The sequence below is a fragment of the Noviherbaspirillum sp. genome (assembly GCF_035654295.1).
Lineage (GTDB): Bacteria > Pseudomonadota > Gammaproteobacteria > Burkholderiales > Burkholderiaceae_D > Noviherbaspirillum.
Genome location: NZ_DASRXF010000023.1, coordinates 15354 through 41346, shown reverse-complemented (window position 1 = coordinate 41346; position 25993 = coordinate 15354). Strand labels below are relative to the sequence as shown.

General features: G+C 62.6%; 22 protein-coding genes and 1 pseudogene. 8 read left to right on the top strand and 15 right to left on the bottom strand.

The window, feature by feature from the left end; translation table 11 throughout:
- Positions 1-313 (top strand): annotated as a pseudogene (locus tag VFF99_RS02850) (iron permease); the annotation flags it as partial.
- 117 nt (positions 314-430) lie between these two features.
- Entirely contained in the window at positions 431-916 is a 486-nt protein-coding gene (gene bfr, locus VFF99_RS02845) for a bacterioferritin (protein WP_325014811.1), read from the top strand.
- Here bfr and VFF99_RS02840 read toward each other — a convergent pair.
- The 6 genes from VFF99_RS02840 to VFF99_RS02815 form a co-directional block, all read right to left on the bottom strand.
- Entirely contained in the window at positions 911-1591 is a 681-nt protein-coding gene (locus VFF99_RS02840) for a Fe2+-dependent dioxygenase (protein ID WP_325014809.1), read from the bottom strand. The genes bfr and VFF99_RS02840 overlap by 6 nt on opposite strands.
- Before the next feature lie 110 nt (positions 1592-1701).
- Positions 1702-3954: a catecholate siderophore receptor Fiu gene (locus tag VFF99_RS02835; protein WP_325014807.1), complete on the bottom strand. Its 2253-nt coding sequence runs from the start codon at positions 3952-3954 to the stop codon at positions 1702-1704.
- Positions 3955-4327: 373 nt separating this feature from the next.
- Positions 4328-5566 carry an MFS transporter gene (locus VFF99_RS02830; RefSeq protein WP_325014805.1) on the bottom strand — a complete coding sequence of 413 codons (1239 nt, stop codon included), beginning with the start codon at positions 5564-5566 and terminating at the stop codon, positions 4328-4330.
- Positions 5567-5853: 287 nt separating this feature from the next.
- Positions 5854-8109 (bottom strand): xanthine dehydrogenase family protein molybdopterin-binding subunit, encoded by a 2256-nt coding sequence (locus tag VFF99_RS02825; protein WP_325014803.1) that lies wholly within the window; start codon positions 8107-8109, stop codon positions 5854-5856.
- Entirely contained in the window at positions 8106-8576 is a 471-nt protein-coding gene (locus VFF99_RS02820) for a (2Fe-2S)-binding protein (protein WP_325014801.1), read from the bottom strand. The genes VFF99_RS02825 and VFF99_RS02820 overlap by 4 nt, the downstream gene beginning before the upstream one ends.
- Positions 8577-8652: 76 nt before the next feature.
- Positions 8653-9159, bottom strand: coding sequence for an N-acetyltransferase (locus VFF99_RS02815; RefSeq protein ID WP_325014799.1), 507 nt, complete (start codon positions 9157-9159; stop codon positions 8653-8655).
- A gap of 160 nt (positions 9160-9319) precedes the next feature.
- Here VFF99_RS02815 and VFF99_RS02810 point away from each other — a divergent pair, with 160 nt between their 5' ends.
- Positions 9320-10117, top strand: coding sequence for an alpha/beta hydrolase (locus VFF99_RS02810; protein WP_325014798.1), 798 nt, complete (start codon positions 9320-9322; stop codon positions 10115-10117).
- 4 nt (positions 10118-10121) lie between these two features.
- Here the strand turns inward: VFF99_RS02810 and VFF99_RS02805 are convergent, their stop codons facing one another.
- Positions 10122-11090, bottom strand: coding sequence for a GlxA family transcriptional regulator (locus tag VFF99_RS02805; protein ID WP_414691494.1), 969 nt, complete (start codon positions 11088-11090; stop codon positions 10122-10124).
- Positions 11091-11242: 152 nt separating this feature from the next.
- Here VFF99_RS02805 and VFF99_RS02800 point away from each other — a divergent pair, with 152 nt between their 5' ends.
- Both VFF99_RS02800 and VFF99_RS02795 read left to right on the top strand, forming a co-directional pair.
- Positions 11243-11878 (top strand): cysteine hydrolase family protein, encoded by a 636-nt coding sequence (locus VFF99_RS02800; RefSeq protein WP_325014793.1) that lies wholly within the window; start codon positions 11243-11245, stop codon positions 11876-11878.
- Between the two features lie 61 nt (positions 11879-11939).
- Positions 11940-12377, top strand: coding sequence for an Ig domain-containing protein (locus VFF99_RS02795; protein ID WP_325014791.1), 438 nt, complete (start codon positions 11940-11942; stop codon positions 12375-12377).
- Positions 12378-12437: 60 nt separating this feature from the next.
- On the opposite strand, the gene VFF99_RS02790 is transcribed toward VFF99_RS02795, so the two are convergent.
- Positions 12438-12908 carry a nickel-binding protein gene (locus VFF99_RS02790; RefSeq protein WP_325014789.1) on the bottom strand — a complete coding sequence of 157 codons (471 nt, stop codon included), beginning with the start codon at positions 12906-12908 and terminating at the stop codon, positions 12438-12440.
- A 446-nt stretch (positions 12909-13354) separates the two neighbouring features.
- Between VFF99_RS02790 and VFF99_RS02785 the strand changes: the two genes are divergently transcribed.
- A complete protein-coding gene (locus tag VFF99_RS02785) occupies positions 13355-14098 on the top strand; it encodes a nidogen-like domain-containing protein (protein WP_325014787.1) in 744 nt (247 codons plus the stop codon).
- A gap of 49 nt (positions 14099-14147) precedes the next feature.
- On the opposite strand, the gene VFF99_RS02780 is transcribed toward VFF99_RS02785, so the two are convergent.
- From VFF99_RS02780 to VFF99_RS02760, 5 genes are read right to left on the bottom strand one after another with little or no spacing between them, the layout of a single operon-like run.
- Entirely contained in the window at positions 14148-14360 is a 213-nt protein-coding gene (locus tag VFF99_RS02780) for a hypothetical protein (protein WP_325014785.1), read from the bottom strand.
- 36 nt (positions 14361-14396) lie between these two features.
- On the bottom strand, positions 14397-15431 hold the full coding sequence (locus VFF99_RS02775) for an HlyD family secretion protein (RefSeq protein WP_325014783.1): 1035 nt from the start codon (positions 15429-15431) through the stop codon (positions 14397-14399).
- 6 nt (positions 15432-15437) lie between these two features.
- Positions 15438-16934: an MFS transporter gene (locus tag VFF99_RS02770; RefSeq protein ID WP_325014781.1), complete on the bottom strand. Its 1497-nt coding sequence runs from the start codon at positions 16932-16934 to the stop codon at positions 15438-15440.
- The gene (locus tag VFF99_RS02765; protein ID WP_325014779.1) at positions 16931-18415 is read right to left on the bottom strand and encodes an efflux transporter outer membrane subunit; all 1485 of its coding nucleotides are present in this window, start codon (positions 18413-18415) and stop codon (positions 16931-16933) included. Before VFF99_RS02765 ends, VFF99_RS02770 begins: the two co-directional genes overlap by 4 nt.
- A gap of 4 nt (positions 18416-18419) precedes the next feature.
- Complete coding sequence (locus VFF99_RS02760; protein ID WP_325014777.1) at positions 18420-19178, bottom strand: SDR family oxidoreductase; 759 nt, start codon at positions 19176-19178, stop codon at positions 18420-18422.
- A 151-nt stretch (positions 19179-19329) separates the two neighbouring features.
- Here VFF99_RS02760 and VFF99_RS02755 point away from each other — a divergent pair, with 151 nt between their 5' ends.
- Positions 19330-20898: a winged helix-turn-helix domain-containing tetratricopeptide repeat protein gene (locus VFF99_RS02755; protein WP_325014775.1), complete on the top strand. Its 1569-nt coding sequence runs from the start codon at positions 19330-19332 to the stop codon at positions 20896-20898.
- 13 nt (positions 20899-20911) lie between these two features.
- Here VFF99_RS02755 and VFF99_RS02750 read toward each other — a convergent pair whose 3' ends face one another.
- Both VFF99_RS02750 and VFF99_RS02745 read right to left on the bottom strand, forming a co-directional pair.
- Positions 20912-21307 (bottom strand): VOC family protein, encoded by a 396-nt coding sequence (locus tag VFF99_RS02750; RefSeq protein ID WP_325014773.1) that lies wholly within the window; start codon positions 21305-21307, stop codon positions 20912-20914.
- Positions 21308-21397: 90 nt separating this feature from the next.
- Complete coding sequence (locus VFF99_RS02745; protein WP_325014771.1) at positions 21398-23353, bottom strand: hypothetical protein; 1956 nt, start codon at positions 23351-23353, stop codon at positions 21398-21400.
- Between the two features lie 323 nt (positions 23354-23676).
- On the opposite strand from VFF99_RS02745, the gene VFF99_RS02740 reads away from it, so the two are divergent.
- Positions 23677-25953, top strand: a complete 2277-nt coding sequence (locus VFF99_RS02740) for a DUF4214 domain-containing protein (RefSeq protein ID WP_325014770.1) — start codon at positions 23677-23679, stop codon at positions 25951-25953.
- Positions 25954-25993 lie beyond the last annotated feature (40 nt).

Below are 25993 nucleotides of genomic sequence, written 5' to 3'. Positions count from 1 at the left end.
GCTCGGCGTTGGCATCGTGATCCTCGCGGTCATCGCATTCGTCATGCTGCGTACCTCGGCGCGCCTTCCTATCGGTCAGTTCTTTGCGGTCAGCTCCGCACTGATCGCGGTGCTGGCCGTGGTGTTGATGGGCAAGGGCGTGGCGGCGCTGCAGGAGGCGGGCATGCTCGACGTGACGCCGCTGGACCTGCCCAGCGTCGACCTGCTCGGCATTTATCCGTCGATGCAGACGGTGCTTGCCCAGATCGTGGTGTTGCTGGTGGTCGCCGGCAGCATGTTCCTGAACGCCTACGGCAACCGGAAGATCAGGTAGAGCCTGTTACCGCGCGCCATGCAGAATGAGAATCGCTAACAAAATGCATGGCGCGGCTTGACCGTGCTCCTGCCGCATGCCACCCTTCGGGCTTGCATGAATTCAACAGGAGCCGCCATGAAAGGCGATACGGCAATCATTGACATCCTGAACGGCCTGCTTGCCGGCGAACTGACCGCCGTCGACCAGTACCTGATCCACGGCGAGATGTACGCCGACTTCGGCTTTGCGCACCTGGCCGAGCACAGCCTGCATGAATCCGAGCACGAGCGCGAACATGCGCGCCTGCTGATCCAGCGCATTCTTTTCCTCGGCGGCGTGCCCGACCTGAGCAAGCGGCATCCCCTGAAGGTGGGCAATACGGTTCCGGAAATGCTGCAGGCGGACCTGGATGTGGAATACCAGGTCGTCGGTGATCTGAAGAAGGCCATTGCCGCCTGCGAAGCGGCCAGGGATTACGTGACGCGCGACATGCTCGTCAGGCAGCTGGAAGATACCGAGATGGACCACGCCTACTGGCTGGAGCAGCAGCTGCGCCTGATCGGGCTCGTGGGCTTGCAGAACTACCAGCAGAGCCAGATGGGCGAAGCGCCCCGTTCATAGGTCTGCCCACTGGCGCAGCAGGTTGTGATAGTGGCTGGTCAGCGACACGATCTCCCGGGTGTCGCCTAGCTGGCGGCGCAGGTTCATGATCGCCATGTCGAGATCGAACAACATGCTGCGCCGCCAGTCGTCCTTGACCATGCTTTGCGTCCACAGGAACGAGGCAACGCGCGCCCCCCGTGTCACCGGTTCGACGCGATGCAGGCTGGTGGCCGGATAGACGATGGCATCGCCCGCTGGCAGTTTCACTTCGTGCGTGCCATACACATCCTCAACGACCAGTTCGCCGCCGTCGTATTCATCCGGATCGGACAGGAACACCGTGGTCGACACATCGGTCCGCACCTGTTCGCCCGACAGCGGATGACGATGCACCGCGCCGTCCACATGGTTGCCGTAATGTCCTCCCCCTTCGTAGCGGTTGAACATCGGCGGCAGGATGCGATGCGGCAGCGCCGCGGAGACAAACAGCGCCTGCCTGCTCAGCGCGTCGGCGACGATCTGCCCGAGGCGCTGGCTTAGCGGCGATGCGGGCGGCAGTTGCAGGTTGCGTTTGCTCTGGACGGCCTGTGCGCCGGCCGTATCGAGGCCATCCGTCCACGCCTCCGCGTCGAGTGCCTGTCTCATCTCGCTGACCTGCTCGCGCGTCAGCACTCCCGGAATATGCAGCATCATGCTTGTGCGCCTTTCTCTGTATTTGTTCGGCTGCCGAACAGGATAGGAAAATAGGAAAAATCCCTTCCCCCGCTTGCAGGGGAAGGGATTGGCTTGGTTGGCTCCCGTGCTCAGTACATCATGTTCGCGGTCAGCAGCACGGTGCGGGGAGCTCCGGGCGTATAGCGTGCTCCGCTGTTGTTCAGCGTGCTGACGTAGTCCTTGTCGAACAGGTTGGCCACGTTCCACTGCAGCGACACGTTCTTCGTGGCCTGGTAGCTGACCATCGCGTCCGCCACCCAGTAGGACGGAATGCGCGGCATGTTCTGGCTGGCCGCATTCAAGCTCGGGTCCACGACGCGCTTCTGTTCAGAGACGTAGCGCGCACCGCCGCCCACGGTCCACTTGCCGGTCAGTTTGTAGCTGCTCCACAGGGTGGCCGTCAGGTCGGGCGACCAGCGCGACGCAGCGCCGGCGGAGTTGTTGCCGGTTGCGCCTTCGAGCACCTTGGTATCCATGGACGCGATACCGGCCGAGAGCTGCCAGGCCGGCGTGATCTGGCCGACTACGCCAAGCTCCACACCTTCGACGCGGCGCTTGCCGAACTGGGCGAAGGTATTGGTCAACGGGTCGATCTGGGCAATCTCGTTCTTGTGGTCGGTCCGGTACACCGCCGCCGTCAGTGCCAGTCGCTTCTGCAGCAGATCCCACTTGGTGCCGATTTCCATGTTGGTGGTCTTCTGCGGATCCAGGGACGGGTTATTGACGGCGGTGCTCCCGGTCGTGGTGGCGCTCAGTGCAAAGTTGGAGGCGCCCGGCGGCGTGAACGAATTGGCCAAGGCGGCATAAATGCTGCCGTTGGCGGCAGGCTTGAACAGCGCCCCGATCTTCCAGCTCAGCAGGTTGTCCGATTTCTTCAGGGAAGACGGCACCAGCGTTGTGCCTGTCTGGGTGGCGGCATTGGTTTCGGTGTTGTATCGCTCGAAACGCAGGCCGCCGTTCAGCTGCCAGCGGTCGGTCAGCTTGAGGGTGTCGAACGCATACAGGGCGACAGTGCTGGTATGGCCGTTGGTGAAAGCGCCGTTAGGGGCCGGAATCGGCAGGCGGACATTCGGATTCGGGTTGTACAGGTTCGCCGGCGTAATGGTGGCGGCATCAGGCGCGGGGAAGGTCGGCAGCGACTGCTTCTCGTACATCAGTTCGAGGCCGGTCGACAGCGCGTGCTTGATGCCGCCGGTGGCAAATTCCGCCGTCAGGTTGGTCTGGTTGGCGAGAATCTCGTTTTCACGGTCGACGCGCTGGCGGGTGCGCGCCACGGTCCATGTCGCCGGATCGGCCGATGGCGCAGCCGGTGCATTGACGCCGGTCAGCACACGGTCCACAGTCGCCTTGCCGTAGCGCGAGATGTTCCGCAGCACCATGCCCTGGCCGAGATCGTGCTCGATCTTCGCCGTCACCATGTCGGTGTGGATCTTTTCATCGTCGTCGGTGCTGCCGTAGAAGTTTTCTTCGTTGACGCGAGCGCCGGCGCGCAGGCGCGCATCGGCATTGAAAAAGCCCCGCAGGCCGATGGTCGGCACGCCGCCGTCCGGCACATTGTCCTGGCGGATGTGCTGGGAATACAGATAGAAACGCGTCGGCGTGCCGAGGCCGAAGGCCAGCGAGGGCGCGATGCCGATGCTCTTGTTCTCGACCACGTCGCGGCCGGCGACGTCGCCGCCCTGTCCCATCACGTTCACACGAAACGCACTGGTCTCTCCGAGCTTGCGGTTCAGGTCGGCGGTCACGCGGGAGTTGCCTGCATCATTGATGCTGACTGAACCGTCCGTGAAATTGTCCGCCGCCGGCAGTTTCGACACCAGGTTGATGTAGCCGGACGCGGCACCGCGGCCAATGTCCGCACCCGCGGGGCCCTTCACCACTTCGACCTGCTCGATGTTGAACGTATCGCGGGTGATTGCACTGAGGTCGCGGATGCCGTCCACGAAGATCGAGGTATCGGTGGCAAAGCCGCGCATCTGGAAGGTGTCGCCGACCGAAGTGTTGCCGTTCTCGCCGAGCTGCAGAGTGATGCCGGGCGTGTTGCGCAGCGCCTCGACCAGCGTAGTCACACCCTGCTCCTGAATGATCTCCTTCTTGATCACGGAGATTGTTTGCGGGGTATCGACCAGCGGTTGCGTGAGCTTGGGCGACGACACCGCATCTGCCTTGAAGGGCACCTGCGCGGCGGATTTCACTTTCACTTCAGGCAGTGAATGTTCGGCAGGCCCCTTCTGCTCTGCCTGGCCAGCCAAGGGCGTCGCGAGGGCAGCCAGCGCGACCAGCGACTGGCTGAGCAAGGGGGAAATGGTTGTTGCGTGTTTACGGCTTCGGATGTGTGCCAATTGAAGACTCCAAATGAGATCGAATGGGAAAAACGAGCGACAGAACTGGCTGGCGGGTCTGTGCTCGTCGAACATTCGACGCAATTGGAGACAGATGGCTGGCTTGACCTAAATCATGTGAATGATAATCCTTCTCATTTAGATTCGCAATATTTTGACAACTTTCGACACATGTGGGTACTTGCGCCGGCGGTGGAAACGGCTGTCGAGTACTGTTCATCTCTGAACTGAGATGACAGCAACCGGGCCAAAAGCGGTCAGTGACACCTTCCCGCATAAGTTGTCACTTTGCTGGCTCACATTGGCAGGGGCGGCCGCACTTCTTACCGGCACCAATGTGCTGCCCTCCCCGTTCAACGCGATGCCTGCGTCATTACTGCTTGCCGTAGGCGGCGGCCCGTTCCCTGGTCACGGCAGCCAGCGCCAGCGCGGCCACGGCCATGACAAGGGGGACGAACGACACCCACAGGACCGTATCCCAGTCGTACGCGGCAAGCAGGCCGCCCGAGGCAAATGAACCGACCGCCATCGTACCGAAGACGATAAAGTCGTTGAGTGACTGCACTTGCGTCTTTTCCTCGGGGCGATGGCACTCCAGCACCATTGCGGAAGCGCCGACAAAGCCGAAGTTCCAGCCGAGACCGAGCAGAACCAGGGTGAGCCAGAAATGGGCAATGTCGGTACCGTTCAGTCCCACTACCGCGGAGATGCCGGTGAGCAGCAATCCCGCCGCCACCATGCGTCCGGCCCCGAAGCGCGCAATCAGCCTGCCAGTAAAGAAGCTCGGCGCGTACATGGCGATGACATGCCATTGCAGGCCCAGATTGGCGCTTTCCTGCGAATGCCCGCAGAGCTTCATCGCCAGCGGCGCCGCCGTCATCAAGAAGTTCATGAGCATGTAAGACACCGCGCCGCAGGTCACGGCGGTGATGAAAAGCGGCTGGCGCGCGATGGTTCCGATCGGGCGCCCGCCGGCAACCTCTTCCGCGCTCGGCATCGGCAGGCGGACACCCAGCAGCACGACGGCCGACATGGCCGACACCGCTGCTTGCACAAGGAACGTCGCTGCGAACATGTGCGGCGGCCAAAGGTGCATGGTGTACGTAACCAGTTGCGGCCCGATGACGCCGGCCAGCACCCCTCCCCCCATCACGAACGAAAGCGCACGTGCACGCCGCGGCGCGTCGACGCCGTCGGCGGCGGCAAAGCGGAACGAAAGCACCACGGCCGCATACGCTCCGCCAAAGAAGGTGGCGAGGCAGAACAGCCAGAAGGAGCCGAGCACGACCGCAGCTGCTGCGAGCAAGCCGACCAGCACGCCGCAGCCGGTGCCGGCGAGGAAGGCCGCGCGCCGCCCATGACGCCGGGCGATGACGCCCGCGGGGAGAATGCAGGCCGCCATGCCCACCACGAAAATCGAGATCGGCAAGGTCGCCAGCGTCTTGTCCGGTGCCAGCACGTGGCCGACGATCGCGCCGGTGGCGTAGACCACCACCGAATTCGCGCCGGCCAGCGCCTGCGCCAGGGTGAGCCGGATGATGTTGCCGCGCTGGTCGCGCTCGGACAGTACAGGGGAGGCGTTGTTCAATGGTGTGGCTTCGGCGGTTGACAAGAGATTCCTCGGTGAAAAGCAGACCTGCGTCCGGGTCTATGCAGACGCGAGCCTAGCACACCGGGTCCGTGGGATGTGGCGGGTTTCGCTGCGCTCTACCCACCCTACGGTTCTTTATGGGCTGTGGCGGGTCGGTTCCTTATAAAGGACGGTAGGGTGGGTAGAGCGCAGCGAAACCCACCGCTCATCTACGAATACACCGCCCCCGAAATCAAGGTCACCCCGCCGACGAGCCCGAGTGCGCCGGAATGCCGCGACTGCTTGCTCGAAGAAGCGCGTGCATAAGCCTACGTCGTCCCCTTCAGTTGGTCGCCGATCGGCAGTTTCCTGATCCGCTTTCCCGTCGCCGCAAAAACGGCATTGACAAGCGCCGGCGCTGCCGCGGACGTTCCGGGTTCGCCGATGCCGCCCGGGGCGTCGTTGCTCTTGACGATATGCACCTCGATACGCGGCGCCTCGTTGATGCGCAGCACCCGATAGTCGTTGAAGTTGCTTTGCTGGACGCGCCCCTTGTCAAGTGTGATTTCGCTCCACAGTGTGGCGGGAATCGCGAAGTTCACGCCGCTTTCGATCTGCGCCACGACGGTATCCGGGTTGACGACCTGCCCGCAATCCACCGCACATACCACGCGATGGACCTGCACATCGCCTTCCGGTCCGACCGACACTTCCATGACCTGCGCGAGATAACTGCCGAAGGCGAACTGCGCCGAGACGCCCCGGCCGGTCTTCCGTCCGGGGACGGACTGCAACGGCGCCTGCCAGCCTGCCTTCTCCGCCGCCAGCTCCAGCACAGCCTTGAGGCGCAGCGACTTGCCGAGCAATTCGCCGCGATAGGCGACCGGATCGGCTTTGGCTGCCGCGGCCAGTTCGTCGATGAAGCTTTCAACGACAAAGATGTTGTGCGTCGGCCCGACCCCGCGCCAGAACGCGGTCGGAAGCGGCGGCTCATGCCGCAGGTATTCGACGCGCACATTCCCGATGTCGTAGGGCATGTCCTTCGCGCCTTCCACCGCGTCCGGGTCGACCCCGTCCTTTATTGCCGACGGCGCGAACCTCGCCATGATCGACGACCCGGTGACCTTGTGCGACCAGGCGACCGGCCTGCCCTGCTCGTCGAGGGCGGCGGCGATCCTGTCGTGGTAGTAGGGGCGGTACATGTCGTGCCGGATGTCTTCCTCGCGCGTCCAGATGAACTTGATGGAGCGCCCCTTCATCTGCCTGGCGAACCGGACCGCCTGCTCGACATAATCCGCCTCCAGCCGGCGTCCGAAGCCGCCGCCGATATAGAAATTGTGGACCTGCACTTTTTCGACCGGCAGGCCGGTAAGCTTGGCGGCCGCGCCCTGCGCAATCGTCGGGACCTGCGTGCCGGCCCAGATTTCGCAACCGTCGTCCTGCACCTTGACCGTGCAGTTCATCGGTTCCATGGTGGCATGCGCAAGAAACGGCACTTCATAGGTGACGGCGAGCTTGCGGGCTGCCGTCCGGATTTTTGCGTTGGCGTCCCCGTCGTTGCGCGCGACAGCACCCGGCTTGCGCGCCGCTGCCGCTGCCATTTCGGACACGACGCTCCGTGTGGTGGCCTTGCCGTTCTTGCCGTCTTCCCACACCGGCGATACGGCCATCAGGCCTTGCCGCGCCGCCCAGAAATGGTCGCCCACCACCGCCACGGCATTCTCGATGCGCAGCACTTGGCGCACGCCTTTGACGGCCATGGCCTTGCGCGCGTCATACGACTTCAGCCGTCCCCCGACGACCGGGCTCGCCGCCACTGTCGCCACCAGCATGTCGGGCAGCCGCACGTCGATGCCGAACAGGGCCTTACCGTTGATCTTTTCGGCGGTATCGAGCCGCTTGACCGGGCGGCCGATCAGCTTGAACCGGGACGCCGGCTTGAGCGGAACGTTGTCCGGCATGGGCAGCGCGGCAGCGCTCTCGACCAGGTCGCCATATCCAAGGGCCCGGCCGGACGGCGGGTGGCGCACCGTGCCGTTTTCGGCTATGCATGTAGCCGGATCGACATTCCACTGTCTGGCCGCAGCGGTAATAAGCACCACCCGCGCTTTGGCGCCTGCCTTGCGCAACGGCTCGAAGGCGCCGCGAACAGAGGTGGAGCCGCCCGTCACCTGCCCGCCAAGCAGCGGGTCCGCATAGAGCTGGTTATTCGCCGGCGCCTGCTCCAGCCTGACCCTGGAGAGGTCGACTTCCAGTTCCTCGGCGATCAGCATGGGAATGGAGGTGAACGTACCCTGTCCCATCTCCACCTTGTGCATGATGAGCGTCACCAGGCCGTCGCGGTCGATGCGGATGAAGGCATTGTGCGCAAGGCCGGGTTCGCGCCCGGCCACCGTCGATGCGGCCTGTCCGACGGCCGCCTCCGGCGGTTTCTCGTTACGGCTGCGTTCCTGCGCCCGCGTGGGCAGGTGCATGCCGATGATCAGTCCTGCCCCCAGCGCCGTGCCGGTCCGAAGGAACTGGCGCCGGGACGCTTGTTCCGGTTCACTTGCCGCCTCGCGGTCTTCCGGTAGATCGATTCTCATGACGGCTCCTTGCTGCCGTTGGCGGCCGCCTGGTGGATGGCGGCGCGAATGCGCGCGTAGGTCCCGCAGCGGCAGATGTTGCCGGCCATCGCGGCATCGATCTGCTGGTCGCTCGGACGCGGCGTCTCCTTGAGCAATGCGGTGGCGGCCATGATCTGGCCTGACTGGCAGTAGCCGCACTGCACGACGTCGATCTGCTGCCAGGCATGCTGTACCCGCCGGCCGACCGGATCGTGTTCGACCGCCTCGATGGTGGTGACATTCTTGCCGGCCACTGCGGCGACAGGCGTAACGCAGGAACGCACCGCCTTGCCATCCACATGCACCGTGCACGCGCCGCAGGCGGCGATACCGCAGCCGAACTTGGTGCCGGTCAAACCCGCGATATCGCGCAGCGCCCAGAGCAAGGGCATGTCGTCCGGCACATCGAGCTGGACTTCCTTGCCGTTAATGTTCAGTTTACGCATCGAAGCCTCCTTGGAAGGGGATGCTTACGGATGACACCGGCAACAGGGGGAAGTGCCGGAACAAGTCGCGTGCGAATTAGACGGTTGCCCCGAAAGCCGGAGCGTACGCGACCTCGCCTTCCGGCAGAGCGCCGCCGAAGCTTTTGCACAGGAAGTATTCGGGCGGCACCCCTGGCAGCACCAAGCCCTTGCAGGGGGAAAAGCCCAGACGCGAATAATAGGCCGGGTCGCCAAGCAGCACGCATCCCCGCGCGCCGCCAGTGATCAGCATCGCCATGCCCTCTTGCATCAAGCGGCTGCCGATTCCTTGTCGCTGCCGCTCCGGCAACACCGAAAGCGGGCCGACGCCGTACCAGCTCGTGTCGCCGCTCGACACCGTCACCGGTGAAAAGGCGACGTGTCCCACCAGCCTTTGCTCCTCCACGGCAACCAGGGACAGCGCAAGATGCCCGCTGCGGCGCAGCGCATTGACGATAAATTGCTCCGTATGGCTGGTGTGCGCCGCGGACAGAAAGGCAAGTCTGGTCAATTCGAAAATCGCGTCGATGTCGGCCGGCTGTTCGGTTCTGATTGTGATCGTCATTTTCGTCGCTCCTGCTTCTGTCCGCGCCGGTGCGCACCTATACTGGATGCGATATGGTTCGAGCCAGGGCGGTGCGTTTCCAGGGCTTCATGTTATCAGTGGAAATCGGCATGCCCCTGCGCATATCCAGATCGACGTACACGTACCCGGTGGAGTGCCCATGAACCCTCCCTTGCCTTTTGTCCGCGAATCCGGCTCCGGCGCGCCGGTCGTCTGCATCCACTCCAACGCCAGCAGTTCCAGCCAGTGGCGCGCGATGATGGATCTCCTCGCATCTGAGTACCATGTCCTGGCGCCCGATTCTTATGGTGCGGGCAAAAGTCCGGACTGGCGGTCCGACCGCTTCATCTCTCTTGAGGATGAGGTCACCCTCATCGAGCCGCTATTGACCCGGTCGCAGTCGCCGGTCACGCTGGTCGGCCATTCCTATGGCGCCGCCGTGGCACTCAAGGCCGCTCTCATGCTCCCGTCCCGAGTCCGTGCGATGGCGCTGTACGAGCCTACCCTGTTTGCACTCGTCGATGCATCGCATCCACCTCCCAACGGGGCGGATGGCATTCGCAATACCGTCCAGGCTGCTGCCGCTTTTCTCGATGCCGGCGATACGCAGCAGGCCGCGCAAGCGTTTATCGACTACTGGATGGGCGCCGGTACCTGGGCAAACATGCCTGCGCAGCGCAAGCCGCCGATCGCGGAGTCAGTGGTTAATGTACGGCGATGGGCGCATGCGCTGCTCACGGAACCTGCGGGCATTGAGGCATTCCGGCGGATCGATGTGCCGGTCCTGTACATGGTGGGCAAGCGTTCGACGGCCTCGGCGCACGCGGTTGCAGACATCCTGATTCCCGCACTGCCGAAGGTGCAGGCGGTGGCGTTCGAGGATCTTGGGCACATGGGGCCGATCACGCATCCGGACGTGGTCAATGCCGAGGTCAAGCGCTTCCTCGAGCAGACTTGAGCCCTCAGGGTCGGGCTTCGGCGGCCAGGCTGTCCCGGAACAAGGCCCGGTAGGCGGAGGGGGATGTTCGAAAGGCGGAGCGGAAATGCTGCCGCAGCGAGAGTGAGGTTCCGAACCCGGCTTCCATCGCCACCACCTCGATGGACGCGTCGCCGCTTTCCAGCATCCGTTGTGCATGTGCCAGCCGCTGGCTCAACAACCACTGCTTGAACGACGTGCCGGTCGCCTGCCGGAAGTGGCGCGTGAAATTGCGCCGGCTCATGGCGGCGCGTTCGGCGAGCGAATCGATACTGTGCTCCTTCTCCAGGTGCCCGGTGACCCATTCAAGCACTTGAGAAAAGCGGTTATCGCTGTGCGATACCGGGACCGGCCGTTCAATGAACTGCGCCTGCCCGCCCTGGCGATGCGGGGCAATGACAAGCCGTCTTGCCACGCGATTGGCCATCTCGGCGCCACAGGTTTCGCGCAGCAGTTGCAGACAACAGTCGAGGCCGGCGGCCACCCCCGCGGAGGTCAGCACGTCTTCATCCGCCACGTACAGCACGTCCCGGTCGACCTTCACTTCGGGAAAACGTTGTGCCATCCGGTCTGCCGCTTCCCAGTGTGTGGTGGCGGTCCTGCCGTCCAGCAGGCCGGCCTCGGCCAAGGGGAAGGATCCCAGGCACAAGCCAACCACGCGCACTCCGCGCTTGTAGGCACGGCGCAGCGCATCGAGCAGGGCAGGAGGCGCGGCACGGCAGTCTTCGTACCACGACGGCATGATCACGATGTCAGCCGTCTTCAGTGCCCGAAGATCGTTGTCGACCACAATGCCAAAGCCGGCCGACGTGCGGATCGTGCCCTTGTCGACAGAGCACACCTGAACGTCGAATCCGGGGGTTTCGCCGTTGGCAGCAACGTTGCCGAACACCAGTGACGGGACCGACAGATGAAATGGCGTAATCCCGTCGAATGCGATGACGGCAATCTTGATCTTCCTGGCGAGCGGATTTGAAGGTGGCATGGCCCGATTATATCGGATAACGGCCTCCGGGCCACTGTTGCCGCGACCGGAACTGCCCGACAATTCCGTTCACCGGGCGCATCTTTCCCGCCCTGCCCTCAACTTTCAATCAGGAGAACACTATGCCGGCTTCACCTCGGCGCGCACTGCTTGTCATCGACGTTCAGAACGAATATTTCACCGGCAACTTCCAGATCGAATATCCGCCGACAACGCTCTCTCTCGGCAATATCGTTTTGGCCATGGACGAGGCATCCGCCGCCGGGGTTCCGGTCATCGTTGTCCAGCACGAGACGCCTGAAGGCGCACCGATCTTCGTCAGAGGTTCGCACGGGTGGCAGCTTCATCCGGAAATCGCCAGGCGGCCGGCCGACCATCACATCGTCAAGTCAATGGCCAGTTCTTTTACCGGAACGGACCTTGCGCAGTGGCTTGCGGCAAAAGGCATCGACACGCTCACCGTCGTCGGCTACATGACGCACAACTGCGATGCGGCGACGATCTATCATGCCTCCCACGCGGGCATCAAGGTGGAGGTGCTGGACGACGCCACGGGCTCGTTGCCCTACGAAAACGCGGCGGGCAAGGCGAGCGCCGAAGAAATCCACCGGGTCTTCTCCACGGTTTTTCATTCCAGCTTTGCGGCTGTCACGAGCACTAAAAACTGGATTGCCGCGATGAAGGAAGGCCGGGCCATCGAGCAGGACAACGTCTATCTGTCCAACCAGCGCACGAAGGTGAGGAAAGAAGCGGCCTGACGGGACCTTCCCGCGCAGGGAAGGTCTACAGTGAAGTGACGTTCAGCGCAGGAGCCGGGAAATGATTGCGATTGAAGTGGGAGACAAGACCCGCGGAGCTTGCGCAAGCAGACTTGGTATCGTGCTGGCCGGCGTGCTGGCAGCGATCATTCTGGCGGGTTGTGGCGGAAGCGGCGATGCAGCGCCGGCCGCATGCGAGACACACCCGCCGCTCCCCGTCGAGAAGGTTTTCTACCCGAATCGTTCGGCTCCTGTCGGGGCGCCTGTCAGCGTCTTCCCGATGATTGACGTGACGTCAGGCAACGGCTTGGATAACGCGATACTCCGATTCGACCTGATCGGCGGCTCGCTGCCGGGCGGGCTGTCGCTCAACCCGAGCACCGGGCAGATTTCCGGAATCGTCGGCAGGTCTCCCGGAAGTTTCTCCTACACGGTGCGCGTGACCGCGGAATGCTTTACCGGCGCTGTGACGACCAATGCGGTCTTTTTTGTCAGCTAGATCGTTGCCCGAGAAAGGCAGTCAGCCCGCCCGCGGGCGGGCTGTGGCTTGGCGAAGTGCTTAGTGCTGGGTTGGCGGAAGGTCCAGCACCTCTTCGACGCAATCGAAAGGCAAGGATGCCGCCTTGTTCACGTCCTCGACCGCCTCCTTGCTGGGGCCGTCAAACAAGCAAGTACAGCGCTGGTCGGCCGGGTAGAAGTTGCTGCGGATGTAGGTAACCGGCGTGCCTCTTTCCGATGACTCTGCACTGGCTCTTATTGCTGCCTGTTGCGCTGCTGACAGTTGTTCCATCGAGATCCCGGTCAAGTGTCTTTGTACGGCATAGGTTGTCATGGCATGCTGCTCCTGTCGCATATCCCCTTCACGCTCCCGGATTTCATGCTTGTTCATCCCGCGCAAGAAGGTTTGAGTTCGCGCAATCCTGAAGCAGTCTCGGTCCAAAAGACGCAGCGGGCGCCGGCCTTCTGCTCCACCATGTGAGTGGAAGGAGATCGGAATGAAAAGCCTCGCCATTGTGATCGTGACGATCATGCTGCCCGCTTGCTCCAGCCTGGGATTCGATGTTCCCGGGCCCGAGCAGAGGGCTGCCCGCAACCTGTGCGAGGCCATGCGGAACTACCGGCCGTATGATCCGAACGAGTGCGGTGAACAGTCCGGAGGCATACCACCGGCCTACGGTGCCCGGCGAAACTGACCTTGTTCTTCGGCGCCGCACACCCCGCGTTGCCGTCGAAAAACTTGACAGTGGATAATTCCATTTGTCCCAAGTCATTGATTCGGCGGCCTTTTTCATTCAGGCACAAGCTTTGCTGTTCCTCCTGCGGCGCCGGAACCGATCGGTTTCCGGGCTCCGCGGGATCTGCATTCCGCCCCGGGAGGGGGCTGCCATCCGGCTGGTGCCGGCCGGCGTAAGGAATCGCGTCCTGTTCAACCCAAACCAAATCCAAATCCAACAGGAGTTCAGTGTGAAGAAATTGATGAAAGTCCTTGCCGCAGCATCGCTCGCGTTCGCGGCGGCAAGCAGCCAGGCGGCCTTGTATACGAACAGTTACGGAACGAATGCCGGATCGAATCCCGGCCAACCCAGCGACTGCGATGACTGCTATTCCGGCGTGTGGAGCTTTGGCGCAGGCCATAGCATCAACTTCTTCGGGACTACGTACACCGGGCTGTACGTGGGATCGAACGGCTACGTCACCTTCGGCAACGGGGCGACCAACTACACCACCAATCCCCTCAATACCCAGACGGTTGCACCGATGATCGCGGGCTCGTACACCGACCTGGATTCGCGCGGCGACGACATTTCCAATGTGTTCGTGAACACCTCCACTCCCGGTCAGATCATCGCCACCTGGGACCGGGTCGGCCACTATTCGCAGAACTACTCGGTGCGCAGCCTGTTCCAGCTGGTGATCCGTTCCGACCAGTCGCTGATCGGCCCCGGCGAGGGACAGATCGGTTTCTTCTACGGCGAAATCACCGATCCGAGCACGACGTCGGCAGGCTTCGGCGATGGCCTGAGCTCGGTCAACCCGGGTGAGGTGGCATTCGCTTCGCTGGTGCCCGGCACCCAGCTGAGCAACAACGGTCCTCGCTGGTACAACCTGGAAAACGGCCGCCCCGACCCGGTCGATGTTCCCGAGCCGGGCAGCATGGCCCTTCTGGGCCTGGGCATCTCCGGACTTGCCTTCCTGCGCCGACGCAAGAACGCAGCGTAAACAAGAAAGGCCGGAGGAGACTTCCGGCCTTTTTTGATGGCGCCCACTCTTACGGAACCGGTCCTGCGTGCACTTCGTGGAGCGCCGTCCCCGGCGCAAGCAGTTCGATCAGGCGCACGTTGAGACGGACGTTGCGGTAGTGGTAGGACGCCCACTCGGCATCCGCTTCCGCGCGCGACATCTCCATCCGCAGATCCCTGTGCAGGGCATCCAGGAGGGCTTGCAGCTCATGCGGAAACAGCTTCGCTCCCATTGGGTTCATGACGGCCTCCGTTTCACTGTCATCTCCATATCTACCTCATTGGCCGGTGCGGATCGTCGGTGTGACGGACATGCCCACGCGCAGTTTCGCGGCGGCCGGCTGGCCGGGATCGATGCGAATGCGCACAGGCAGGCGCTGGACGATCTTGGTGAAATTGCCCGTGGCATTGTGTGGCGCAATGCTTGAGAAGCTCACTCCGCTGGCCGGCGCCAGGCTATCGACCGTTCCCTTCAGCGCTTCACCGGGCAAGGCATCCACCTTGATATCCACGGCCTGCCCCTTCTCGACGCGCGCCAGTTGCGTCTCCCGGAAGTTGGCCGAGATGTAGACCGCATCGAGCGGAACGATCACCAGCAAGGGTTTCCCGGCGTTGACGTAGGCGCCGGCACGAACCGATTTCTGTCCGACCATGCCGCCCGCCGGCGCGGTGATGCGGGTATAGGAAAGCTTCAGTTCCGCGCTTGCCTGCGCAGCTTGCGCCTGTTCGAGGGCCGCCCGGGCTTTTTCGAGGTCCGCTCGCAGGATGTTTACTTGATGGCGCGCCGCCTGCAGGCCGGCCTGGTTTTTCTCCCTGCTCGCCAGCAGGATGCTCAGCTGCGCCTCGGCCTGCTGCAAGGCTTGCAGCGTTCCCGACCCGTCGCCGGCCAGGTTGCGGTAGCGCGCGTGATTGGCCCTGGCCAGCGTCAGTCCCGCCTCGTCCGCGGCAACTGCGGCTTGCGCCTGCCGGATTGCGGTGTCCTGCCGGATCAGTTGCGCTTCCAGGCTGGCGATACCGGCCCGGGCACTGGCCACCTGGGCTTTCGCCGCGTTCACGGCGACGACGAAATCGCGGTCGTCGATGGTGGCGAGCAGATCGCCCGCCTTCACCTGCTGGTTATCTGCGACCAGTACCCTGTCAACCGTTCCCGACACCTGTGGCGCGATGGTGGTGAAGTCGGCCTGCACGTAGGCATCGTCGGTGGACTGGGCCGATGCGCTGGATTCAGGGCGGTCGAGATAGAGAACGCCGCCTGCCGCCACGGCGAGCAGCAGCACGGCGCTGATGATCTTGGCTTGCTTTGGTAATGCCATGATGGGTTATCCCTGTGAGGAAGATGAAAGAGATGACGCGGGCGCCGGAACGTAGGCAAGGCGCAGCGCGAGCGGAATCAAGAGCAGTGCCAGGATGCCGAGCACGCGATAGGCGTCGGCGACCGAGAGCACCAGCGCCTGCTGGCCGACGATGCCCGTCAGTTGGGATGGCTCGGGCAGAACCGGAAGGGCATTGCCTGCCCGGGCGGCATGGTCCAGCAGCATTTCTGCATGGAAGCGCGAGCGCAGCGTCATGAGCTGCCCGACTACCGCGGCGCCAAGCAGCGACCCGAAGGCGCGCAGCGTGTTGACCGTGCCGGACACATAGGGCCCTTCATGCGGCTGCACGACGCTGGTGGCGAGGAACAGCATCGCTACCACCGCCATCGGCTGGCCAAGGGCGTGCAGCGCTTGCACCACGATGAACTGGTCGCGGTTCCATTCGGCGGTCAGCTGCGCGCCGGAAAGACAGGCGAGTGCGATCAAGGACAGCCCCGAGGCGAGAACAATGCGCGCATCGGCCCAGCGCTGGTACAGCAGCAGTGCCACCACAGGCCCCAGGACGAGTTGCGGCAAGGCGACGGTGAGGCCGATCGGCGCCATCTGCCGGGGGCGGTAACCCTGGAGCGGCCCGAGGGCGCTGGCCGGCAGCAGCGAGCCGGACATCAGCACCACCAGCAGGCAGACAAACAGGATGAAACCCAGCGCCAGGTTGCGGCGCCCGAGGATCTGCAACTTGATGAACGGCGACGGGTGGTACCACTCGGTGAGCAGGTAGACGGCCAGCAGCGCAAGCCCGGCCGCCAGGGATAGCGTGATCAAAGGGGAATGGAACCAGTCCAGCCGCGTGCCCTGGTCGAGCGCAATGGCAATCAGGCCGAGGGCCGGTACGCCGCAGGCCATGCCGAACCAATTGGCTTCCCGGAAGCGCCCGGTCTGGACCGGCTCGCGCGGCAGTCCCCACCCCATCAGCACGCCGGCGGCGATGGCGAGGGGCACGCTTTGCCAGTACACCCAGCGCCAGTCGAACAGTCCGTCCGTCCAGTGGCCGGCCAGCCAGAGGGAGAGATTCGGCGCGAAGGTCGCGGTCATCGCATACAGCGCCAGCCCGTGCAGCCGCACGGGCGGCGGCAGGAATTTCAGCGCCGCCATCATCAGCAAGGGGATCATGGTGCCGCCCGCAACGCCTTGCACGAAACGCAGGGCCAGCAGAAGGTCCAGGTTGTGGAGGAAGGGCAGGATCACCGCCAGCCCGGTACACGTGCCGAGCATCCACAGTTCGAAGCGGCGGACCGAGAGCGTGATCGCAAACCACGCCGAAAACGGCATCGCGATCAATTCCCCGGCGCTGTAGGCTGTGACGAGCCATGAGGCATCGTCGAGGCCGAAGCCGAGCGCGCCGCGTACGTCGGCCAGCGCCAATGCGCCGACGCGGTTGTTCAACCCCGCCATCATGGCGGCGAGGAAAATGCCGAGCAGTCCTGCCAAGGGGCGCTTGCTCATTTTCCATTCCTCGAAAGTGCCGCCGGTGCTGTGACGGCATCCGGCTCCCAGCCGCCGCCCAAGGCTTTGTACAGATTGACCAGGGTAAGCGTGGCGTTGGTTGCGCTGGCATTGAGGCTGGTCTGGCTGGCAAGCAGGTTGCGCTGCGCGGTCAAAACACTCAGGTAGTCCGCAGCGCCTTCCTGGTAGCCGCGCTCGGCGGCATGCAGGGCCTGCTTGTTCTGCGCGTAGGAAACCGATAGTTCGGCGTGCTGGCGCTGCTGGGCCGCCCAGGCATCCAGCGCGTTGTCCACTTCATGCCAGGCCCGCAGCACTGTTTGCCGGTAAGCGATGGCGGCGGCCTTTTGCCGTGATTCGTTCAGGGCCAGGCGCTGCGTCAGCCGGCCGCCCTGGAAGATCGGGAGGTACACGGTGGGACCGACGGAAAAGAAGCGCGAGTCCCAGCTCGCGAGATCGCCGCTTTCGAAGGCTTCCACGCCGATCCGCCCGCGCAGGCCGACACGCGGGTAGAAATCGGCCTTGGCCACGCCGATGGCGGCGGTGGCGGCATGGAGCTGCGCTTCGGCGCGCAGGATGTCGGGGCGCCTGCGTGCCAGTTCGGAAGGGACGCCGACCGGTACGGCCGCCGGCAGCGAAGGGAGGGGCATGGCTTCACGCAGTTGCGCATCGAGTGCGCGCGGCTGTTCGCCCAGCAGCAAGGCAAGCGCATTCATCAGACTGTTGCGGCGCTGGGTCAGCTCAGGCACCGTGGCCTTGATCGTGGCCAGCTGCGCCTGCGCGGAAGCGGTTTCGAAGCGCGTCGCGACACCGTTGCGCTCGCGGCTTTCGGCCAGACCGAGGGTGCGTTCGGCGATCGCCTGGTTCTGCCGCGCGGTGTCCAGTTGCGCCTGCGTACCGCGCAACTGCAGATAGGTGCGGGCCAACTCGGCCGACAGCGCCACACGCGACGCTTCGCGGTCATAGACCGTGGCCTCCAGCGACGACGCGGCGCCCTCGCGTGCGCGACGCGCCCGGCCCCACAGGTCGACCTCCCAGCTGGCATCGAAGCCGAGCTGCCAGAAATCGCTGGGGCGGGATGGCGCGCCCAGGGCGGCAAACTTTCCATGTTCGCTGAGCGCCTCGCGTGCGTAGCTCGCGCTCGCCGCGACGCTGGGCAGCTGCTCCGAGGACGTGATGCCCAGTTGCGCCCGGCTTTGCTCGATGCGTTCGGACGCCATTTGCAAGTCGAGGCTTTGAGCCTGTGCGCGCGATTGCAGTTCGGCGAGCAATGCATCGTTGAGCAACAGCCACCACTGCGGGGGAACCGCGGCGGCGGAAGCCGGGGCAACGCCGTCGTAGTCTTGCCTCGGCGCCAGCGCCGCTTCGTGAAGCCCGCTTTCCGGCTTCACGAAATCGGGCCCGGCCGCGCAGCCGGCCAGCGCAAACGCGCACAGCGCTACGCCTGCGCGCCGCCGGAGTGGTGAAAGCACCCGTCGTGACATCGCCTTATCCTCGCGCCAGCACGCGGCTGAGCCAGTTATGGAAACGTGTCGGGCCGATGCGCGCCCCATCACCGGTGACGAGAGAGCGGTCATCGAGCTCGCTGCCGAAGTAGCGTGCATGCACATCGGCGATCACTTCCCTCTTGTCGCTGCGCGCCGCGAGGAACTTGCGTCCGAGTTCGTCGAGCGGGAAACGGTCGGGGCCGCCCACCTCGACGGTGCCGTTTAGCGGCGCACCGACGGCGAGGTCGGCCAGCACGGCAGAGACGTCATCCGCTGCAATGGGCTGAATCAGTGCGGGCGAAAGGCGAATCGTGCCGCTGCCATCGTCGCCCGCGTTGACGATGCCTTCGATAAACTCGTAGAACTGGGTCGCACGCAGGATGGTGTAGGGAATCTTCGATGCCTTGATCAGCGCTTCCTGAGCGAGCTTTGCCCGGAAGTAACCGTTGTCCGGAAGGCGATCGGTGCCAACGATGGACAGCGCGAGATGGTGCTCCACGCCGGCTTCAGCCTCGGCGGCCAGGAGGTTGCGTCCGGAGGTTTCGAAGAATTCCAGGACGGCGCGGTCTTCGAAGGAAGGCGAGTTTGCCACGTCGACCACGACCTGCGCCCCGGCCAGCGCTTCGGCCAGGCCCTCGCCGGTGATGGTGTTGACGCCCGTGCCGGGCGACGCCGCAACTGTCTCGTGCCCGTTCAGACGTAGCCGGTTTACAATGTTCGACCCGATAAGGCCGCTTCCGCCAATAACGACAATTTTCATGATCCGCTCCTCGATTCAATGTCGACCGTCTTTGCTGCCTCGATCGATGGCTGCAGTATCCTTCCCGGCCGCGCAGGACGCTTTGGCTATGCCTTGGGTTTTCATTGAATTTGCCTTGGGAATTTCTTGAGTACGGGACCGGGAGCCGAGAATGCCATTCCTGTTTGACGACTGCGTGCTCGATCTGGACCGGCGGCAACTCGTCCGGGCATCCCAGGTCGTTGCCACCGCGCCCCAGGTCTTCGACCTGCTGGTCTACCTGGTGCAGCGGCGCGAGCGCGTCGTCAGCAGGGACGAACTGGTCGATGCGATCTGGTCTGGCCGGGTCGTTTCGGAATCGACGCTGGCCAGCCACATCAATGCCGTGCGCAAGGCCATCGGCGACAGCGGCCAGCAGCAGCGTCTGATCCAGACAGTTGCGCGCAAGGGGTTTCGTTTCATCGGCGAGGTCAAATCGCCGGACGATGCCGGCACTTCCGGAATCGACTCCGCCCAAGCAGTCCAGGTCCCTGCCCCTGCCCTGCCTGCAAAACCGTCGATTGCCGTCCTGCCCTTCGTGAACCTGAGCGGGGACCCGGCGCAAGACTACCTGGCCGACGGCGTGGTGGAAGACATCATCGCGGCACTGTCGCAGAACCGCTGGCTGTTCGTCGTCGCCCGCAACTCGAGCTTTACCTACAAGGGCCGTACCGTTGACGTGAAGCAGGTCGGCCGCGAATTGGGTGTCCGGTATGTGCTGGAAGGCAGCTGGCGCACGGCGCAAAACCGCGTGCGCATCACCGGCCAGCTGATCGACGCGGCCACCGGTGCGCACCACTGGGCGAGCCGCTTCGAGGGCGTGCTCGACGACATCTTCGAACTGCAGGACCAGATCACCGAGAGCGTGGCCGGCGCGATCGCGCCGCAGCTCGAGCGGGCGGAAATCGAACGTGCGAGGCACAAGCCGACCGAAAGCCTCGACGCCTACGATTACTACCTGCGCGGCGTGGCCGAGCTGCACCAGGGAACCCGGGCGACCATCGACCAGGCGCTGCACTGCCTGCACAAGGCGACAGAGATCGATCCGGACTTCGCCTCTGCCTATGCGGTGGCCGCCTGGTGTTATTGCTGGCGCAAGGCCAACGGCTGGATGGGCGATGTCGCGCAGGAGTTGGCCGAGGGCGTGCGGCTGGCCCGGCGGGCAGTGGACCTGGACAAGGGAGACGCCGTGGCGCTGGCCAGGAGCGGTCATGCGCTGGGCTACCTCGGCGGCGACCTCCACGGCGGCATCGCATTGCTGGACAAGGCGCTCGTGCTCAACCCCAACCTCGCGACAGCGCGCTTCCTTGGCGGCTTCCTCCGGCTATGGGATGGCCAGACCGAGGCAGCCATCGAACACCTTGAGCACGCCATGCGCCTCAGCCCGCTCGACCCGGAACTGTATCGCATGCAGGCCGGCATGGCGGTCGCGCACCTCTTTGCCGGGCGCCACGATGCCGCAACGGCGTGGGCCGAGAAAGCGTTCCGGGACCTGCCGAGCTTTCTGCTGGCCATCGCCGTCCTTGCGGCCAGCCATGCGCTGGCGGGGCGGATTGCGGAGGCACAGCGCGCAATGGCTGATGTACGCCGGCTCGACCCCGGGCTGCGTCTCTCCAAGGTCGGGGATTGGCTTCCCATTCACCGGACGGAGAATCTGGCTACCTTCGTGGATGGCCTGCGCAAGGCAGGGCTGCCGGAATAAGGGAGCGGTGCAGTCAAGATTCCGGTTCGTGACAGGCGACGCACAGCTTGTTGCCGTCCGGGTCGCGGAAATACGCGCCGTAATAATGTTCATGATATTCCGGGCGCAGGCCCGGCGGGCCCTCGCAGGTACCGCCCTGCGCCAGGGCCGTTGCATGCGCGCGGCGTACCATCGCCCGATCCTTCGCCAGGAACGCAACCATCTGTCCGTTGCCTGCTGCGTGAACCCGTCCGTCGAAAGGCGTCCCGACGAGGAACAATGGCCGTGGGCCGTCCGTCGTCTGCCATCCGGCCCACGGGCGGCTCCTGTCACAGAATCGCTGCTCGATTCCGAGGGTCTTCATCAAAGGCTGGTAGAACGACAGCGCGCGATCGAAGTCGCGAACACCAACGAAAATGTGGGAGAACATGACGGGGCCTTAGGGTCGTAGGCTGGGATGCAATCCCAGCATTGTTCAGTGCATTGCGATGAGAGCTGGGATTTCATCCCAGCCTACCGGCTATTGATACGTGAAGACAGCGCCGGGAGTGGTAATCACCAAGGTGCCAGGAGCCGAATAAGCGATACCGGTGGGATTCTCCAGACTCGGATTCATCCCCGTGCGCTTCCCCTTCGGACCTCCTCCGATCAGGGTAGTAACGGTTGCATCCGGAGTCACTTTCCTGATGCTATGGTTGCCCATATCGGCGACGTACAAATTGCCTGCATCATCGATCGTCATGCCTCTGGGCCTATTGAATTTCGCTTCGGCTCCCTTGCCGTCAGCGTATCCGGTCTTCCCGCCTGCGAAAATTACCGGCATCTTCCCAGGTGAAACCTTTTCAATGCGATGCGTCTCAGTAGTCAGGTAGCTGACTTCTTCAGGGGTGTCGTAGAGAAGATAAATATTCTCGTTGGCGTCAACAACCATTGCAGTCAGGGTGCTGAACACCGCCTGTCCTGTTCCGTACCACTCCCTCGATACGGAGCCCACGATCGATTCGCCTCCACCCGCGCTGTATTTTCGAATACTTCCCCAACCGGTTTCAGCGACATAGATGTTCCCTGCGTTGTCCGAGGCAATGACATAAGGGGCAAGGTTCAGTGATTCGTTCGACCACACGAGATTGTGCATGTCCAGTCCCCAAGTCATGCCAGTAGACTCGAGCACCGTACTTACGCCTCCGCTGGCGGACACATTCCTGATGGTTGTCAGGGGAACAGGTTTGCCTGTATAGACATCGTTGGCGGATATCGAAGACGGGAATGGACCTGCGTCCCGGTACTTCAAATCGCTGACGTACACCTTGCCCGTACCGCCAACCGCAATGCTTTTGGGCGCAAAGAAGCTTGCATCGGCGCCGATTGGACTGGTGCCGTTTGAACTTCCTCGTACCTTGTTTCCAATAGTGAGTGTTTGCCCATTCTGGCTGACTTTGCGTAGCGAATAGCTTTCCGGTTCTGCGATCCATATCGTGCCATTGCCGTCGACGGCCACCGGCAGGTCCTGCGAAGAGAATGCTGCAGACGTACCGATGCCATCTTGATGCCCGTATGAGGCCTGCATTCCGGCGAAGGTGCTCACCCTGGAATGCTGATCGCACTTTTGGAGTGTGTTATTCCAGGTCAAAAATACATTGCTGTCCTTATCAATGGCCAGCCCTTTGCCCAGGGTATGCCCTTCGACGTTTGCTTGAAGCGCTATGTCGCGCGCATGGGTAGCAGTTCCGTTCGGATCTGCCTTGAGAAGACGTGAGGCACCGCCGGCAACCTGGTCCAGGACGAACAGATCATCGTTCTGATCGAGGACGAGACGAATGATCGTGTGTGCGTCGAGAATGTCAGGCAACTGTACGACCTTCCCTGCCGCATCCATTCTGACGATTTCATTGGCATCGCCAATGTGGGCGTACAAGCTTCCTGATCTAGCAACGACGATGCTCTTTGCCACCTTGGGGAGAACGCCCAGTGTCGAAATCTGACCGGCAGTGCTCAGCTTTATTACTCGCCTGCCTTGAGTGGTGTAGACGTTCCCAGCCGGATCAATCCCGATCCCGACCAGTGGAAAGAATTCGCAAGGGGAGTTTGCGCAATCATGGGAGGTATCCATTCGGTCCCTCAGTAGCGGAAATTCAGCAAACTGCTCTTGCTTTCCGTCTGCGGTGACCTTGATGATCACCATTTCGGTTTCCCCATACTTGCCAAAAGGGCCACTCAAGACAAATGTGCTTCCAGAGGCGTCGATGGCAAGATCCACCGGCAGCGGAAGCTTCGCAAGTGTTGTGACAGCCCCATTCGGGGTGACCTTCCTGATCAGGCCGCTACCGGTGTCCGCGACATGCAAGTCACCTGCTGCGTTGAATGCCATTCCGCCTGGTGCGTCCAAACGGGCATCGGCTCCAACGCCATCAAGGTTTCCTGGCCCGCCAAGGTCCCCCGCTACCAGCCTGAGTTCACCCTTGAATACGGGCGCCATCGGCTCCTGAATAGCATGTTGAAGAGATGCCGGATCACGTCCGCCGCATGACAGTAGAGATACACATAGGATGCTGGTTGATACTGCCTTGAACAGACCGGCAGCACAGGAAGAAATGAATTGAGACATTGACTATCTGGAGGTATCGGCGTGGGTAGCCCATGGAGCTATGCTGCCATGAGGATATTGGCGGTGACATACCAGGAATATGGGATGCGGCCTTGCATAGTGATTTACCTTCATTTGGTCCGAAGTTTCTTGTTCACACGCCAGACGGGGATGATAATCGCTTTTTCCGAATTGAAACTTTCGATAGTATCAACATGAATCGCACGCCTTCCCTCACGCTCGCCGGCATCTGGACCCCGATCGACCAGGCCTATCTTGTTCCCAACAAGAACTATGGCGGCCTCGCTCAGACCACGATTGCCCATGTCAGTTTCGGTGGCGGCAACGGGCTCTTCATATCGGGATGGGGGTGGACCGGCGATTTCGGATCGAACGCAACGATCTCGACCCCCGAACCCGTGCACATCGCGGTGTTAAAGCCGCTGGCGGACGGCACATTGCAACTTGCGACTTCGGAGTTTCTTGATTCCGATCTGACCAACGGCGCGAATGCTGCCGCTGTCGCCGACTTCAACAAGGATGGCAAGGAGGACGTCTTCCTTCCCGCTCATAACGAAAGCCCATTCGTCGCAACCCCGAGCACGCTCTACCTCGCCAACGACAAGGGGGGATTCAACAAGATCGTGATGAATGATGCGGTGATGGCGCACGACGCGCAGCTCAGCCTCGTCAACAATGTGCCGACCGTCATTGCCTCCACATTCACCCCCGGCGACACGAACCCGATCTACACCTGGAACAACGGCGCCTTGAGACAGACGACCGGCACGAACCTTTCGCAGGTCTTTCACCAGAGCGCGGTCATCGGAAATTTTGGCGCGGATGGATCGTACGCCGTCGCCATGGGCGACGTCTACAGCAATACCCCGGGCGAAAATTTCAAGATAAAGGTCTATGGCTACGCCAACGGCGACATCACTTCCACTACGCCACTGGCCACCATCACGCCGTACCTGGCGGCCAAGCATCCCGGCTTCACCTCGCACTACGGCGCCGGCACCGCACATACCTACCGCATGTTCACGGACGACTTCAACCACGACGGCAAAGCGGACTTGCTGGCCGCGCAGTCAATGTGGGTGCAAGGCAGCAGCTACCCCACTGCCCTGCAGATGATCCAGAATCAAGGCAACAACCAGTTCACCGACAAGACGGATCAACTGGCGAGCGTGATCAATCAAAATGGCGTGGAGTTGGACTACCAGATGCAGATGGTTGACCTGGACGGTAGCGGCATTGACAGCTACCTCCTTGCGAGCGTATCAGCCGGTAACTTCGTCGACGGCAAGCTCACATTCGATAACAGCCGTTCGCAGAATTACTTGTTGCTGAACGATGGCACCGGCAAACTCTACGACGCCCTGCACGAGGACTTCGCCGGCCTGGGCAATCAGGTTGTGCAATTTCTGAAGCAAGTACAGCCGCAGTACGATGGCACGAACCAAAGCTATTACATCGGCAACGATCTTGAATCTGTCGGCATCCCCAAGTTCATCGCCTACCAGACGGCGGACGGCACGCTCAACTACCTCGCTCAGCTGGAGCTGGGCCGCTGGGCTGCTCCCGGCCTCTGGGCCAATCAGTACATGTTCGTCAATGTGCCGGTGCAGTTCAGCGCAAGCACCGACTTCACCCAGGGCGTAACGATCGCAGACCGCAACAATAGCGGCCGGATGCGTACTTGGGCTGGCGACGACACCATTGCCGACATCAATGCGGCGGGCAGCGCACACATCGACGGCGGGCTTGGCAACGACGTCGCAACTTATTCGAAAGAAGCTGCTTCGTATCGCATCGGGCGCAGCGCTGATGGTTCAGTACGCGTCTCCGGACAAGGACTCTCCGACACCATCGTCAACGTTGAACGGCTGTCGTTTGCTGACGTGAGCATGAACCTGACGGTCAGCGCCGCGGCAGAAGCCCTCGTGCCTCGACAACTCGATTCGCTCATAGAGCTTTACATCGCCTACTTCAATCGCGTGCCGGACGCCGACGGAATGGCGTATTGGATTAGTGAGCTCAGGAACGGCACGTCGCTCAAGTCAATCAGCGACAGCTTTTATGGCGCGGCGGTGCAGTATGCGAGCCTGACCGGCTATGCCGCAGACATGTCCAATGAAGCGTTCGTGAAGATCGTTTACAAGAACGTCCTCGGCCGAGACACCGTGGATGAAGGCGGCTTGTCGTATTGGGCAGAAGCCCTGGTGAAGGGAAGCGAGACACGTGCCTCCCTTGTCAGCACGATTCTCGCATCCGCACACACGTTCAAAGGCGACGCGCAGTACGGGTATGTAGCCGATCTGCTCGATAACAAGATATCGGTAGGAAAGTTATATTCGATTACAGGCGGTCTGGTGGACAACGACGCGGCGACCGCGATCCAGCGCGGCATGGCTATTGCGTCAGCAATTACCCCGACTGATACGGACGAGGCAATCAAGTTGATCGGCGTGCAAATCGAAAGTGCGTAGGCTGGGATGCAATCCCAGCATGGTTCGAGCCAGTTGCCGG

What these genes read in the sequence shown, in the direction of transcription:
- VFF99_RS02750 (WP_325014773.1), bottom strand. Translation starts at nt 21,307, where the DNA reads ATGTTCTCCCACATTTTCGTTGGTGTTCGCGACTTCGATCGCGCGCTG.
- VFF99_RS02775 (WP_325014783.1), bottom strand. Translation starts at nt 15,431, where the DNA reads ATGGCATTACCAAAGCAAGCCAAGATCATCAGCGCCGTGCTGCTGCTC.
- bfr (WP_325014811.1), top strand. Translation starts at nt 431, where the DNA reads ATGAAAGGCGATACGGCAATCATTGACATCCTGAACGGCCTGCTTGCC.
- VFF99_RS02840 (WP_325014809.1), bottom strand. Translation starts at nt 1,591, where the DNA reads ATGATGCTGCATATTCCGGGAGTGCTGACGCGCGAGCAGGTCAGCGAG.
- VFF99_RS02810 (WP_325014798.1), top strand. Translation starts at nt 9,320, where the DNA reads ATGAACCCTCCCTTGCCTTTTGTCCGCGAATCCGGCTCCGGCGCGCCG.
- VFF99_RS02765 (WP_325014779.1), bottom strand. Translation starts at nt 18,415, where the DNA reads ATGTCACGACGGGTGCTTTCACCACTCCGGCGGCGCGCAGGCGTAGCG.
- VFF99_RS02755 (WP_325014775.1), top strand. Translation starts at nt 19,330, where the DNA reads ATGCCATTCCTGTTTGACGACTGCGTGCTCGATCTGGACCGGCGGCAA.
- VFF99_RS02785 (WP_325014787.1), top strand. Translation starts at nt 13,355, where the DNA reads ATGAAAGTCCTTGCCGCAGCATCGCTCGCGTTCGCGGCGGCAAGCAGC.
- VFF99_RS02740 (WP_325014770.1), top strand. Translation starts at nt 23,677, where the DNA reads ATGAATCGCACGCCTTCCCTCACGCTCGCCGGCATCTGGACCCCGATC.
- VFF99_RS02780 (WP_325014785.1), bottom strand. Translation starts at nt 14,360, where the DNA reads ATGAACCCAATGGGAGCGAAGCTGTTTCCGCATGAGCTGCAAGCCCTC.
- VFF99_RS02820 (WP_325014801.1), bottom strand. Translation starts at nt 8,576, where the DNA reads ATGCGTAAACTGAACATTAACGGCAAGGAAGTCCAGCTCGATGTGCCG.
- VFF99_RS02790 (WP_325014789.1), bottom strand. Translation starts at nt 12,908, where the DNA reads ATGATCGTCACGATCACAATGGCGAGGCTTTTCATTCCGATCTCCTTC.
- VFF99_RS02760 (WP_325014777.1), bottom strand. Translation starts at nt 19,178, where the DNA reads ATGAAAATTGTCGTTATTGGCGGAAGCGGCCTTATCGGGTCGAACATT.
- VFF99_RS02800 (WP_325014793.1), top strand. Translation starts at nt 11,243, where the DNA reads ATGCCGGCTTCACCTCGGCGCGCACTGCTTGTCATCGACGTTCAGAAC.
- VFF99_RS02825 (WP_325014803.1), bottom strand. Translation starts at nt 8,109, where the DNA reads ATGAGAATCGATCTACCGGAAGACCGCGAGGCGGCAAGTGAACCGGAA.
- VFF99_RS02745 (WP_325014771.1), bottom strand. Translation starts at nt 23,353, where the DNA reads ATGGCGCCCGTATTCAAGGGTGAACTCAGGCTGGTAGCGGGGGACCTT.
- VFF99_RS02770 (WP_325014781.1), bottom strand. Translation starts at nt 16,934, where the DNA reads ATGAGCAAGCGCCCCTTGGCAGGACTGCTCGGCATTTTCCTCGCCGCC.
- VFF99_RS02795 (WP_325014791.1), top strand. Translation starts at nt 11,940, where the DNA reads ATGATTGCGATTGAAGTGGGAGACAAGACCCGCGGAGCTTGCGCAAGC.
- VFF99_RS02815 (WP_325014799.1), bottom strand. Translation starts at nt 9,159, where the DNA reads ATGACGATCACAATCAGAACCGAACAGCCGGCCGACATCGACGCGATT.